Genomic DNA, 13,489 nt, shown 5'->3' with positions numbered 1-13,489 from the left:
GGATGGGCGCCTCCAGGGGGGGCCGGTGCTGCCGGTGGGCCGGACTATCCTGTTACCATACGTCTTTTGCCCCGGCCGGGTTTTCTTGAGCGGCCGGGCAGCCGTCAACGCCAGCCACGAACCGTATGTCCCACCACACCCGTTCCACCGCACAGCCTGAAAAATCCGGCATGTCGCGCGCCGAGGTGCGCGCCAGCGTTTCCCTTGCCTCCATTTTTTCCCTGCGCATGCTGGGCCTGTTCCTGGTGCTGCCGGTGTTTGCGGTCCATGCCCACAGCCTGCCCGGCGGCGACAGCGACACCCTGGTCGGCATCGCCCTGGGCATCTACGGCCTGGCGCAGGCCTTCGGCCAGATCCCCTATGGCATCGCTTCGGACCGCTACGGGCGCAAGCGCATCATCGTCATCGGGCTGCTGCTGTTTGCGCTGGGTTCCTTCGTGGCGGCGGGTGCCCAGAGCGTGCTGTGGCTGCTGATCGGGCGGGCGCTGCAGGGCTCGGGCGCGATCTCGGCGGCCATCACGGCCTTCATCGCCGATTCCACCCGGGAAGAACACCGTACCAAGGCCATGGCCATGGTCGGTGCCTCCATCGGGGTGACCTTTGCAGTCTCGATGGTGGCCTCGCCGCTGCTCTACAAGTCCATCGGCATGGGCGGCATCTTCGGCCTGACCGGCATCCTCTCGCTGATCGCCATCGCGGTGGTGGTGTGGGTGGTGCCGGCCGCACCGATGGTGCAGGCGCGCCGGGTGTCGCTTTCCGAGGTGGTGCGCCATGCTGAATTGCTGCGGCTCAACTTTGGCGTGTTCACGCTGCACCTGACCCAGGTCGCCATGTTCATGGTGGTGCCGGCGGCCCTGGTGCAACTGGCCGGCATCCCGCTGGGCGAGCACTGGAAGATCTACCTGCCGGTGGTGCTCGCGTCCTTCGTGCTGATGCTGCCGCCGATCTTCGTGGCCGAGAAATATGGCCGCATGAAACCGGTCTTTCTCGGCGCCATCGGACTGATGCTGCTGGTGCAACTGGGCTTCTGGGCGGTGCTCTCGCATCCGCTGGCGCAGGTATGGATGCTGGTGGCGCTGCTGTTCCTGTTCTTCGTCGCCTTCAACATCCTGGAGGCGGCCCAGCCTTCGCTGGTGTCGCGCATTGCGCCGCCGGCCGCCAAGGGCGCCGCGCTCGGTGTCTACAACACCTTGCAGGCGCTGGGACTGTCCTGTGGCGGCGCCTTGGGGGGCTGGCTCAAACAAAATGTGGGGAATTCCGCCGTATTTCTTCTCTCAGCCGCCCTCACCCTGACCTGGCTTATAATCGCGGCTAACATGAAAAACCTGCCGCGCCGCGCTGCGCAGGCGGCGGGTGCAACAGCCTAAACGTATTCAGGAGAAACAATGGCATCGGTCAACAAAGTCATCATCGTCGGCAATCTCGGGCGCGATCCGGAAACCCGCTACATGCCCAACGGCGAAGCCGTCACCAACATCGCCGTCGCCACGACCGAAAGCTGGAAGGACAAGAACACCGGCGAAAAGAAGGAGCTCACCGAATGGCACCGCATCACCTTCTACCGCAAGCTCGCTGAAATCGCCGGCCAGTACCTGAAGAAGGGTTCGCAGATCTACGTCGAAGGCCGCCTGCAGACACGCAAGTGGCAGGACAAGGAAGGCGTTGAACGCTACACCACCGAAATCATCGCTGACACCATGCAGATGCTGGGCGGCCGCCAGGGTGCGGGCGGCGGTGGCGGCGGCATGGACGAAGGCAGCTACGGTGGTGGCGGCGGTGGCGGCAGCTACGGCGGCGGCGCTCCGCGCCAGAGCGCAGGTGGTGGCGCAGCAGGTGGCGGTGCCCCGCGCCAGCAGCCGGCCCAGCGTCCGGCACCGAATTTCTCGGACATGGACGACGATATCCCCTTCTAGAGCGTACCCGTACTAGAGAAGTAATTAAAACCCCATAACTCTTTGAAGTTATGGGGTTTTTTGTCTTTTGCATGATCTCGGACGTAAACAATTTGCCGCCGCTTCTACATACCTCAACGCAACGTAAACAATTTCGTCGGTTTCATCACGTACCGTGTCTTCACTACAACTACTCAGAGAAAAACGTCTTCTTAAGGCAAAGTCAATCACGGCAAGGGACTTCCTCATCTCATTAAAATCATCCTATAACGGAAGTTAAGTAGCCGACAAAAATCCGGTTGAGTCACCAAATTTGGGCAACATTTGGGGCTAAGATTGGTGTATTAAAGCAACCAAAGGATACTGTTGTGACACCGTTCGGATTGTTTTTGCAGGACATCCGCCGTGATAGACGACTGGCTCAGAAGCAGCTTGCAGGGCTGCTTGAGGTCGACCAGTCTTATCTGAGCGGCTTGGAGTCTGGCCGAAAAGGGGTGCCGCCGGTATCTATGGTTGAGCGGCTGAAAGACGGGCTGAAGCTTAATGAAGAAGAAGTTAGGTGCCTGGATAAGGCAGTACTTCAATCCCGCAGGAAGGTTGAGATACCACTTAGAGCGGACCCTGCGGAGTACACCATGATTCATCGTGTGGCTGACAAGCTCGGCCATCTATGCCCGGCGCAGATCAGGGCAATTGAGGAAATCATCAGCATCCGCGAAGCCTAATAAAGAGGAGAACTCTGATGGACAAATAAAAACGGGACAAACCCGAAAGCTTGCCCCGTTCACGGTTAGCTGACGCTAGCCGACTTCGCACTCGCAGTATCGTCAACTCGCCGCGCGCGGTCAAGCCTCCCACATCGCACATTTAACTATCCAGCATTCCAAGATGGACGACCAAAAACGTCCACAGAGTGCTGCGGGAGAGCTCATGCCTACTCTTTGGCGAGAAACGAGAAAACAATTGCAAGAGCCCGCGGAACAGTTTCGCCAAGTCAGAACAATCGTCACCCCTAAGGGCGAGCGCCTACCGTTGCTTATGAGACGTAATGGTGTTCCGGACTATCAATCGACAGCCTTTGTACTGGTTGAAATGCGTGCAAGGAACCTGTCTTGCAGTGCAATTGACAAGGCGCTCAGAGCAATTGCAATTCTCTACCGCTTCCTTCAATCGCGGAATGTAATTCTGCAAACTAGGATACGAAATGGGCGCGTGTTCACGCTTCAGGAATTGGATGCACTCGTCCACCTCTGCCGTACCCATGCAAATGGTGATGCAACTGAAGATACCAACGTGCTGCATTGGGCCCGACCGTTTGGAGGTGCTAGTGGCAGTTCTGGATACCATTCCAAATTCGTGAGCACTGCAGTGACTGCCTATCGTCTTAGCGTCATTCGCGACTTTGTGATTTGGTCAATTAGGACAACGAATTCGCTGGGCGCAGATGGGGAAGCGTTAATCAGTAATTTCAAGAGATTGATTGATAGCCGTTCTCCTCCCGTCCGCGCAAATCTCACTTTGCAACGGGAAGGCTTATCCGCAGAAGACGCACAGTTGTTGCTAGACATTGTGAAACCTGGCGCAGCCAGTAATCCGTGGTCTAACGCGTATGCGCAAACAAGAAATCACCTGATCATTCTCTGGCTACTGCATTTAGGCCTGCGCCGCGGCGAGCTATTGGGAATACGTATTTCAGACATTGATTTTGTGCGTGGGCGGGTAATTATTCATAGGCGCGCGGACGATATTGATGATCCAAGAACTGTCCAGCCTAATGCAAAGACACTTCCCCGAGAACTTGAACTTAAACGCGAATTGCTCGAGCTGACAGAAAACTACGTTCTTACTTATCGCTTGGAGTTTTATGGGTCTCGCCGACACGACTTCTTGTTTGTAGCTTCCAATTCTGGTTTGCCGCTATCCACCTCATCGATTACGAAGATATTTCGCGTCTTGTCTGCACAGCCTGCTATGCAGAAATCACCAATCTGTGCTCACTTGCTGCGGCATACGTGGAATGAGAGGTTTTCTGAGATCGTGGACGAAAGAGGCGTACCTGAAGAGACAGAAAAACGCGTTAGATCTTACTTGATGGGATGGAGCGATGTTTCGAAGAGTGCGGCTTCATATACACGGCGACACATTAGGAGGAGAGCTGCAGACATTTCCGTTGCGTTACAAGAAAGCGCGCTTGCAAGGGGGAGCAAAAAATGAGCATGCAAGAGCGTAAGAAGAGACACGACAGAATGTCGTCTGAAGAATTCCGGACAAGCCGCAGTGGATGGGTCTTCAACGCTGTTGAAGACGTTTGGCTCATTCGCGAAGACGTGCGAGAGTTCTATTTCAGTTTTTCCGATCTATACGCGACACTGAGTAATATCAATTCGTTTAAGCGTGTGATTATTTGGTATGTCGAGAATATATCAGCAGCTGGGGCCAGTAACTATTTTCAGGAATTCAAACGTTTTTTAAATGGTTTGAAAAAATTAGGACACGAACGCCCCGATCAGATTGGACTTCCAGAAATACTTAGTTATCGATCTTCACTCGGTCGAGCTCGTCTCTGGCAGTTGGGGGCTGTATCACGCATTCTGAGGAAATGGCACGCGCTAGGTTTGCCAGGTGTGTCCGAAGCGGTGGTGAATATGCTTGCGGAGCTCACTATTCCAGGAAATGTAAAAGGAAATCCAATTCGGACGATGGATCCCATCATTGGTCCACTCATCGATCTGGAATATGACAGCGTTGTGTCAGAACTCCGTGATCGCTACGACTGCGGCTCACTTTCAACTGAAGATTACGTTCTGGCACTCCTTATAATTTCGCTGGGACCGCGTCCATTGCAACTCGCGGCTCTTAAGCTAAAAGACCTAGTCGTTGATAAAGACTCTGCTGGCTCAGATATCTATCTTCTTCGCGTTCCGAGATCCAAGCAGCCGGGATATCGTTTGCGAAGCATCTTTACGGACCGGTTATTGCATTCGGAGTTAGGGCGTCTTGTGCATAAACATGCCAATTCAGTTCGGCGGCAATATGAAGGGATATTAGAGAAACCCGATGAGGCTCCACTATTTCCAGCTCGTCGTTCGGTCTCAACCTCGGTAGGTTTTGAATTCCACAACTCATCTAATTCAATATCCAAGCAATTCACATTGATCGTTGAAAAATTAAAGCTGAAGTCAGTTCGTACTGGGAAGCTTTTGCGCATTACCCCATATCGTTTCAGAAGAACAGTTGGAACGCGCGCAGCGGCGGAAGGTTTAGGAGAGTTAGTTATCGCCGCAATCCTCGATCATTCAGACACGCAGAATGTTGGCGTGTATGTTGAGAATGTGCCCATGTTCTCTGAACGGATTGATCGAGCTGCAGCATTTCACTTTGCCGCGGTGGCCAATGCCTTTAAGGGAAAGATCATTTCCAGACTGGAGGCATCTCCATCGTCAATGATGGAAGAGATTTGGTCGCCGAGGTTCAGCGAATCTGGAAAATCTTCAGGCGGGTGTGTAGAAAATGGCTCATGCTTAGCGTTGGCTCCGATTGCATGCTACACGTGCCGAAGATTTCGACCATTTTCAGATGGGCCACATCATGCAATCCTTGATCACCTTTTGCAGGAGCGCGAGGCACTCAGAGGGACGGACGAACGGATTTCCAAAATCCTCGACCGAACGATTCTGGCCGTGGCCCAGGTAATTCAGCAATGCGCGTCGCAGGGAAAGGTCCGTGATGACAGTACTGATACTCTTTAGACCGCGCCACGAATTAGACGCGGAGGCGAATGCCGTCGATTTCATTGATATGGCGCGCAACCAACTAAGCGTGTTTGGAAAAGACTTAGACTTTGACGTAGATACCTGGGATGCCACTGAGTGGTTGAACATAAGGTGTCATGGCGCGAAGCGTCAACGAATTGTTTTTGATTCATGGCGCGTCGATGAGAACGGCAATTCGGTGCCACTTGATGATAGATTTCGGCCGTTCGCTAAAGCATATATTCGATACATGCAGGGGCTTCGTCCGACTAAGCTTGTGGCACAGCGTCTCGCTGCACTAAGAGCAATTGAGTCAGCACTTCTTGAAGTAAGACGATCAGCAGATCCAAGCACAATTTGTCCTTCTATTCTGAACCGCGCATGTCAACTTCTTGCAGAACGTTATAGCCAAACTACGGCCTATCGTGTGTCGCAGCAGTTGAACGCGTTCGCAAATTTCATCTCCCGGCACAAGCTCACCCACTCACCTTTCGCTTGGCGCTCATTTATCCATCGTCCTCGCGATGGCATTCGCGTTGGTAAGGAGTTTGACGAGCGTCGAAAGAAAAAATTACCTACAGAAGCGAGTGTGGATGCGTTGGGGCGAATCTTTTGTATCGCGGAAACGCCTAGAGACATTCTGATTTCTGGTATAGCCGCGTTACTGTGCGCGTCACCTGATCGCATTAGTGAAGTGTTGAGCTTGCCGGCGGACTGTGAATTCGAGCAAAAACTGCCGAATGGGAAAGTTGTCTACGGGCTGCGATGGCGGCCATCCAAAGATGCGCCTCCGATGATCAAATGGGTCATCCCATCGATGACATCTGTAGTGAAGAAGGCGCTTTCTCGAATTCGCAAGATAACAAACTCAGCAAGAATTATCTCCGAGTGGTATGAAAGGCATCCAGATAGCCTGTATTTGCCGCCTGGATTGGAATATCTGCGAGATAGAAAATATTTGTCAAGCGAGGAGCTGCGTGATCTTCTAAGGCTAGCGCCGAGAGGACATATAAGCTTCTGTCGGCATCACAAGATTCCGTACACAGGCAGAGGGCTGACATGGAAAGTTCGCTTTTCCGATCTTGAGGATTCTCTATTAAGCAGGCTTCCCGTGGAATTTCCTTTTGTTTCAAAGGAACTGAATCTTCGATTCAGTGAGGCACTCTTCGTGCTGAGGAAGAATGAGCTGCATGTAAGAAGAGCGACTATGCCCGTCATCATTGAAGCATTGGATATTAATAGGGTTAATAGCGAACTAGGTGGCCGCTCATCAAGCGGGATTGCATCAGTCTTCTCAAGGATGGGACTGAAGGAAGAGGATGGAGCACCTATTCGGGTTTCGACTCATCGATTTCGACATCTATTGAATACGGCCGCGCACATGGCCGGTATGTCGAACTTAGATATAGCAAAGTGGTCGGGACGAATCGATATTCGGCAGAACACGGCATATAACCATATGACGGTGGATCAAATGTTGGCGCTTGCCCGTGACGCTGTCGGAGACCAAGGAAAAATGATTGGACCCTTAGCAGATGTGCCATCAAATCTTCCTATCACTCGCGAGCAATTTGCGCAGTTGCGCATGCCAACCGGTCACGTCACTGAGTTAGGCGTGTGCGTTCATGATTTCACGATGTCACCATGCAGCCGTCATCGGGACTGTATTCACTGTGAGGAGCTGGTTTGTATCAAGGGTGACCTTGAGCGCAATTCAATGATTCGTTCAGCGCTCCAAGAAACTGTCAAGCTACTCCGACAAACCGAGGAGGCAGTAGAACAAGGTTTTGCCGGTAGCCGGCGATGGTACGAGCATCACCTTGTTACTGTTGAACGCCTTAGTATTATATGTGCGGCTCTTGAAGATCCAACCGTTCCGGATGGTGCCGTTCTCCATCTGAAACAGGCTGATGAGGCTCAGTCTCGCCCCATCATTTGGCAAAGACAGAAGAGGATTGGTCCGGATGGCTGGTAAACGAGGCAAGAAGCTGACACCTGAAAGAGTCAAAGAGATTGTCCATGTTATTGAGAATTTTGGCGGTGAGATTTCATGGCGGAAGGTAGTCGAGTCGGTTGAGCGCACACTGTTAACTCGTTATACCAGGCAAGCCCTCGCCAGCCACAAAGTTATTCAGAATGCCTTCACTGCTGCGGGGCTTAAGGAAAATATTGCACGCTCTAAAACTTCGGCTGAACGTGGAGCGCGCGGGGGCGCTAGGGCCGAGCGATACAAGGCCGATAATGACCGCCTATTGAAAGAGAATGACCGACTTATAAATTTGCATGTCATTTGGCTGTACAACGCCAACCTCTATGGACTCAGTGAGGAGCAATTGAACATGCCGATGCCGCCTGTTAATCGAGGGCAGACAAAACGCTGAAGTTTGAGATCGGGCGGTGGTGAGTGGTTACGTGACCAGTGGTGTGTCGAGAACGACAAATCCTGGATGCGGAAGGTCATTCTCGATGCAGTAAACGATAACCGCGAAGGCAAACTGCGCATGTCCATCACGTAACCAGTGACGGCACGACCCATGTCTCCGCTGCCACGCCAAAGCTCTTGGCTGTGGTAGTCCTTAAACTCTTAGGTAGCCCATCGTTAGAAAAAATCTCCAGGCGGTCGGCGAATAAGGTGCGAATTAGGATGGCATGATTGATGCGTAGATGTTTTTTTCTATCCCAAGCCAAGGTCACGCAACGACCTTGCAGTCATAAAAATGTCCGCGTCGTGTGTTGGTAGTTGTGCTGACGGATGACGGCTGCAACTCAGCTTTGAATTACGCTCTTTACGGCCTCCGTCATCTTGGCCAAGTTGTCGTAGTCTGCGTTTCTTGCGGTCCGGATAAGGAAGTCCCGCATCTCTTCGGCGCTTGGGCGTTGATCGAAATCGAAAAAATCCTTGAGCTCAACCCCCAGTTCGATACGAACTTTTTCCAGGGTGTCGAGTGACGGGAAATGCGCGCCTCGTTCAAGGCGACTCAGCGATTTTGTGTCGATACCTATTTGGCCCGCCAACTCCTCTTGAGATAGGCCTTTGCGCTTTCTAAGTATTTGAACTCGCTCGCCGACGAGGCGTTTTGGGTCAGGCATCAGACCACCTTCAAAGTAGAATATTGCGAGTTAATCAACTTTGGAGGTTTATTTGAACTACGTGCTACGTTTATAATTACCAAAAGTAATTGTCAAAGGTTTACTTTTGTAAAAAGGCTGGCATATGAATCAGTGGAAAACTGTGGCTGGAGTAGTTCAGCATGTGGGGCAGGTCCAAATAAGCGATGGGCGGGAAGATTGCTGCCTGCTCGATTCTTTGGTTATTCAAGCGAGCGATGGTCAAACTGTTCGAATGGTGAATGTGGTTGTTCCAGGAGCGATCTATGAACTACTTCAGCCCGGTGCTGTAGGGAATTTCGACATACTAATTTTGTACTACCCCAAGCCATTTGGCAGCGTGGCACGCAGCTTCGTCGTTCGGATGAGATCTGCGGAGGCCTACATTGAGGGCATGGAAAACGTGAAGGCTTGGGTGCATAGTTCTAAGGGCGCGGCGTTGCATCTCCTGTGGTACGGCATTTTCCTGATGCCGGCATTCGGATTTGGTCTGTTGCTCTGGATATGCGCGGGCAGACTGCTAGCGTTGCATGTGCCATCAAATATTGCCGCGTTTTCTCAGCGAGGATGAACTTTGTACCTCATCACTGAAAAAGAATGGGAGCTCAAAAACCCATTTTTAAAAGCGTTACCTGACACTGCAAGTAGGCTGTTTTCATGTGTCGAAGTTGATTTGAACGTACCGTTGTGGCACCTCGACCTCCTACTCTCTGCGGGACCTGGTGTTGAATATTGGCGCCGCTTTGTATTGACTTCGCTGGAACAAGCGATCGCTACTGCCGCAGAGTACCCCGGGAGAAGTCAATTGCATTTTCAGAGTGCACGATCATCAAAGGGTAACAAGCGCTATGTCCTTTGGCCTGTCAAGAAAGTGCTTGCCGGCTGTTATTCGGATGGCTTAAACGCACATATGCTGGTATTCCCGCATGGTCGTGAGATTTATCCTAACAGCTGCACGTCGGACACTGAATTCACAAGTACGAAGTGTGTGTATGAATCTAAAAGTCTTGATTCTAGTCCTTAACCGGATTGCCCAGAAGAAATTGGTCCGACTTGAAATTTCAGATGATGAAGAGGAGAGTCAAGGCAACTGGAATGTACCGGCTATTGATAGACACCGCCATTAGCGATTCCACCGTTAATATTCTTGGCCTGGGTTGTATCAAGTCGATAATAAGAAAAGATGAACAAGAAAATCGGGGCAGTTCATCGTTGTTGGCACTAGTTCTCGGAATGGTGTCCGCCTTGTGCTGGTGGCGATCATCCGTAGTGGCGGTACCGCACGCGCACGCAAAAGGATCGGGTCTTTTTTATGATGGAACTGTCGCTGTTGACGGCGCAGATTTGTTCAAGACCCTTCGAGCACAAGCACGCTGGAGCAGATGGGGAGCTACTTTGGCTAACCACTGGAACAACGAGGCACAACGAGATCGCAACAAGGGTGGCACGGAGGTCAACGTCGGACGTATATCCGCAGAGGCAAATGCCGCTTACGACGGCGACCCAATCCGCTATCGCTACGGGAAGCGCGTCCGCGGAGTGGTGGCATCGAAGCTGCAAGCCCACCTCGGTCGTAACGTCGATATCGTACAAGCGTCGCCTGCGTTGAGCGTCAGCGACTGATTTCATCCGGCTGGATGTGTCAAAGTCAATTGTTGGTTCACAACAATGAGCGTGTTTTTGATTGCCATGTCATTGCGACCGATACTGGCGCTGCGCGAGTAAAGGAACAAAAACATCTGGCAGGCATCGGCCGCCATGTTGAGTCATTGATGCTGATCGCCCTAGTTGAAATTCGGAAGATCTGGACAACCAGTTACCGTTACTCGAATAGGAAAAATATGTTCAAGGACACGACGTATGAGATAGCTAGGACGATGAAAATTCCGGTCTCAATATCCAATGCAATTCCGGACGAGCAAGATCGCCTAGCTGCGGTGCTGCGAGATGGCCCCGACGACGAGACGGTTGCCGAGTTACGGTCCGAAGAGGTTCGACTCACATGCGAGGATGGGTGTTGGTTTTTACAGCCGTACGAGGAATAGGAAAACTATGAAAATCGAGATTACAGCCCTTATGTGGCAGCATGGGATTTAACACTTTTTATCCAATGAGACAAAGCAATTGGATCGCCTAGCTGATTCTCAATCAATACCCTGGCAATGTCCCCTCCCGAAACCAATAAAATAGGATGCCGATCTTCAATTAGCTCCTCTTGAACTTGGGGGGCGAAGAAGGAAGTTGTGACAAAAACACCCAGGTCACGATGCTTGAGGCGAGAAATAAGTCTCATCATAGGTTTAACCCCGACAGCGCTTGTCAAATTCCAGCGCTTTGCCTCGATGTAGGCGCTTAACCTAATTTCATGGTTGGGATGACCGACCACATATGTTCCTACGACATCGCGGCCACCGTCGCGCACCGCCTGTGTCACTGTAAGATTCCGGAATCTGCCGTCCATTAGCCGTACGATTTCGGCCGCGGCAAACTCAAACTCTCGTTCGGAAAGACCCGAGTGAACCTCCCGTAAAACGCGGCCTTCATCAGACGTCCACGGTTGTTGGCTTGACTTAGTGCGCGGCAGCGTCTCTCTTTCACACTCCAAAGCCTTATAGATACCCGTGTCTACCCAATATTTCCAATTTCTTGGACAATGTACTGAATCCGCGGGTGCAACGCCAGCAGCCAAGTCATCGAGCCAGGCCTTGGAGGTTATCTCTTCGCGAAGAATGGTGAATACAGCACGGTAGTTCTGAAACCTTTGATCACCCTTAATTCGCCAGATTCCGCCAAGGTCGTCAAGCGCCGATAGCCCTTGGGCCCCAGGACATGCAAGGCCAAGATAGCGCATATAAGTGCCGTCGACTCGCTTTACTTTTTCAAAGCATAAGAATGGAGGAATGTCCTGCCGACGCTGAGAATGGGCTTTCGAAAAAACATCTTGAAGAAGCCTGTTTCCGCCAACCGGAGTCTTATCAATCGCACTTCCTGGCGATCGATTGTCCCCGTAATAGGTAAATAACCCTGTTTCGACATTCAAAGAATCGGGCCACTCAGATTCTTCAAAGTTTGTGACCAAAACACAAAATGCACAGTCCAAAATGTCTGTGCGTCCTGTGTTGGCTTTGCTCTTTGGCCGAAAGCCTGAAGTATTATTGATGCCCTTCCCGTCAGGGAACCTAAAAAATCGGTTGAATTCGTCTTTGGCGTTATTCCAGTTGTTCGTATTCCTGTACAGGCTGTCCACCCTAAGCTGTGTTGTAGCATTCGAAGTGCCCGTTACAGGAATTGCGTCCTTAGAAATTATTGAAGTCGTCATATCGACCTTTGGTGGGTGGATAAAATATTTTATCAGGAGAGCCAATGACGCTCGGGTGGGATAAGGAACTAGTTTCTTCTCTTGGCATGAAGCTTTATAAGTTCCGAGCATTTGGCGAGTATTCGCTTCTGGGACTAACTAAAAACCAAGTGTATTTCTCTGGATTTGGTGGATTTAATGATCCGTTCGAATTCGGCACGCCGTTTACTGATCTCAGAAAATTCTTCCAAGCTGTCCAAGAACGCTTGAAGCAGCGCCACGCCGCCGGCGACTTGGACGAATCGGCACTCCAGCATTTGATGCAAATAACCTCCAACGTGACAGAAGAGAGAATAAATGCTCACAAGGCTGTTCACGCGACTATTCGGAGAAATATGGATCGAATGGGGATACTAAGTTTAAGCGCGGTTCCAGATGAGATACTGCTATGGAGTCATTACGCACGCGACCACACGGGTTTTTGCATAGAGTTCGAGGACTTGCATTCGAATCTGTCTGTGGAGGGAAAAAGAATTAACGTTTCTGGCTTTAACGTCGAGTACAAAGACGAGTTTTCAGATCTAAACGAGCCATCTGAATTGGTCGAATTCTATGTAGAGATGTTTGGCCGCAGTAAGCACCTTGACGACAGGGAGTGGTTCGTCAAGTACAAGGCTTTGGGGGAGAGGTTAAAGGCACAAGACGACGTAAATTTCGCGATGGCTGTAATAACAGACAAATACACTCCGTGGTCCTACGAGAAGGAATTTAGATATGTTACCCGAGACTATATTGGGCCGGTAGAGTTTAATCCGCGTTGTATCAAGCGGATCTTGTTCGGACTACGTACATCTGACGAAAATAAAGCGATGATTATGGATGTCTGCAAAAGGACTGGAAAGCAACATGTGACCTTTTGGCAGGCGGAAAAGAAGATGGACCGATATGGTTTGGAGCTGGTGAAATGGGGATAGCATTTACACCCTGACTAAGAATGGCACGTGTTTGACTCATGGAAAATTTCTTCAATTTTGGGTAACAGCTCGTCTACACTCTTTGTCGAGCATTCCCATACAACGGCGACGCGCCATCCCGATTCTTCCAACGATGCTCGAACTCGAATGTCCCTGTCTCTGTTTTTCTGAAATTTTTCGAGCCAAAATTCTTGATTGGTCGTAGGTATGTTGGCACGCGTACAGTTCCTGTGCTGATGCCAGAAACATCCATGAACAAAAATACATAACCTATACCTAGGTAAGACTATGTCTGGTTTGCCGGGCAAATCCTTCTGATGTAGGCGAAATCGGTATCCCAATGAATGCAGTAATTTTCGCACCTTTATTTCAGGTGACGTGTTCTTCTGTCCAACCGACGCCATGATCTTCGATCGTTGACCAGGCGTCAGTTTGTCCATGTTAATAATTGTCTTGTAATGTCGC

At 51.0% G+C, this 13,489-nt stretch carries 13 protein-coding genes; 10 read left to right on the top strand and 3 right to left on the bottom strand.

What is annotated here, in order from left to right:
* Positions 1–125 precede the first annotated feature (125 nt).
* The 7 genes from ACLRDN_RS20745 to ACLRDN_RS20715 all read left to right on the top strand — a co-directional run bounded on the left by ACLRDN_RS20745 (position 126) and on the right by ACLRDN_RS20715 (position 8,025).
* The gene (locus tag ACLRDN_RS20745) at positions 126–1,367 is read left to right on the top strand and encodes an MFS transporter (protein ID WP_413457819.1); all 1,242 of its coding nucleotides are present in this window, start codon (positions 126–128) and stop codon (positions 1,365–1,367) included.
* A gap of 18 nt (positions 1,368–1,385) precedes the next feature.
* Positions 1,386–1,913, top strand: coding sequence for a single-stranded DNA-binding protein (gene ssb, locus ACLRDN_RS20740; protein WP_413457818.1), 528 nt, complete (start codon positions 1,386–1,388; stop codon positions 1,911–1,913).
* A gap of 347 nt (positions 1,914–2,260) precedes the next feature.
* Positions 2,261–2,617 (top strand): helix-turn-helix domain-containing protein, encoded by a 357-nt coding sequence (locus ACLRDN_RS20735; protein WP_413457817.1) that lies wholly within the window; start codon positions 2,261–2,263, stop codon positions 2,615–2,617.
* 163 nt (positions 2,618–2,780) lie between these two features.
* The gene (locus tag ACLRDN_RS20730) at positions 2,781–4,106 is read left to right on the top strand and encodes a tyrosine-type recombinase/integrase (protein WP_413457816.1); all 1,326 of its coding nucleotides are present in this window, start codon (positions 2,781–2,783) and stop codon (positions 4,104–4,106) included.
* Positions 4,103–5,641, top strand: a complete 1,539-nt coding sequence (locus ACLRDN_RS20725; RefSeq protein ID WP_413457815.1) for a site-specific integrase — start codon at positions 4,103–4,105, stop codon at positions 5,639–5,641. The genes ACLRDN_RS20730 and ACLRDN_RS20725 overlap by 4 nt, the downstream gene beginning before the upstream one ends.
* Complete coding sequence (locus ACLRDN_RS20720; protein ID WP_413457814.1) at positions 5,616–7,619, top strand: integrase; 2,004 nt, start codon at positions 5,616–5,618, stop codon at positions 7,617–7,619. Before ACLRDN_RS20725 ends, ACLRDN_RS20720 begins: the two co-directional genes overlap by 26 nt.
* Entirely contained in the window at positions 7,609–8,025 is a 417-nt protein-coding gene (locus tag ACLRDN_RS20715; protein ID WP_413457813.1) for a hypothetical protein, read from the top strand. Before ACLRDN_RS20720 ends, ACLRDN_RS20715 begins: the two co-directional genes overlap by 11 nt.
* 385 nt (positions 8,026–8,410) lie before the next feature.
* On the opposite strand, the gene ACLRDN_RS20710 is transcribed toward ACLRDN_RS20715, so the two are convergent.
* Positions 8,411–8,734, bottom strand: a complete 324-nt coding sequence (locus ACLRDN_RS20710; protein ID WP_413457812.1) for a helix-turn-helix domain-containing protein — start codon at positions 8,732–8,734, stop codon at positions 8,411–8,413.
* 124 nt (positions 8,735–8,858) lie between these two features.
* Between ACLRDN_RS20710 and ACLRDN_RS20705 the strand changes: the two genes are divergently transcribed.
* Positions 8,859–9,323, top strand: a complete 465-nt coding sequence (locus tag ACLRDN_RS20705) for a hypothetical protein (RefSeq protein ID WP_413457811.1) — start codon at positions 8,859–8,861, stop codon at positions 9,321–9,323.
* A 482-nt stretch (positions 9,324–9,805) separates the two neighbouring features.
* Entirely contained in the window at positions 9,806–10,375 is a 570-nt protein-coding gene (locus ACLRDN_RS20700; RefSeq protein WP_413457810.1) for a hypothetical protein, read from the top strand.
* Between the two features lie 451 nt (positions 10,376–10,826).
* On the opposite strand, the gene ACLRDN_RS20695 is transcribed toward ACLRDN_RS20700, so the two are convergent.
* The gene (locus tag ACLRDN_RS20695; RefSeq protein WP_413457809.1) at positions 10,827–12,116 is read right to left on the bottom strand and encodes a restriction endonuclease; all 1,290 of its coding nucleotides are present in this window, start codon (positions 12,114–12,116) and stop codon (positions 10,827–10,829) included.
* Here ACLRDN_RS20695 and ACLRDN_RS20690 point away from each other — a divergent pair.
* Complete coding sequence (locus ACLRDN_RS20690; protein ID WP_413457808.1) at positions 12,116–13,024, top strand: DUF2971 domain-containing protein; 909 nt, start codon at positions 12,116–12,118, stop codon at positions 13,022–13,024. The two genes, ACLRDN_RS20695 and ACLRDN_RS20690, sit on opposite strands and share 1 nt — an antisense overlap.
* Before the next feature lie 14 nt (positions 13,025–13,038).
* Here ACLRDN_RS20690 and ACLRDN_RS20685 read toward each other — a convergent pair whose 3' ends face one another.
* A complete protein-coding gene (locus ACLRDN_RS20685) occupies positions 13,039–13,464 on the bottom strand; it encodes a very short patch repair endonuclease (RefSeq protein ID WP_413457807.1) in 426 nt (141 codons plus the stop codon).
* Positions 13,465–13,489: the final 25 nt, after the last annotated feature.

This window comes from Herbaspirillum huttiense, from assembly GCF_047300815.1.
In the GTDB taxonomy this organism is placed as follows: Bacteria; Pseudomonadota; Gammaproteobacteria; order Burkholderiales; family Burkholderiaceae_D; genus Herbaspirillum; species Herbaspirillum huttiense_A.
The sequence above is the reverse complement of the archived record's forward strand: the minus strand, read 5'-3'. Positions and strand labels throughout refer to the sequence as shown.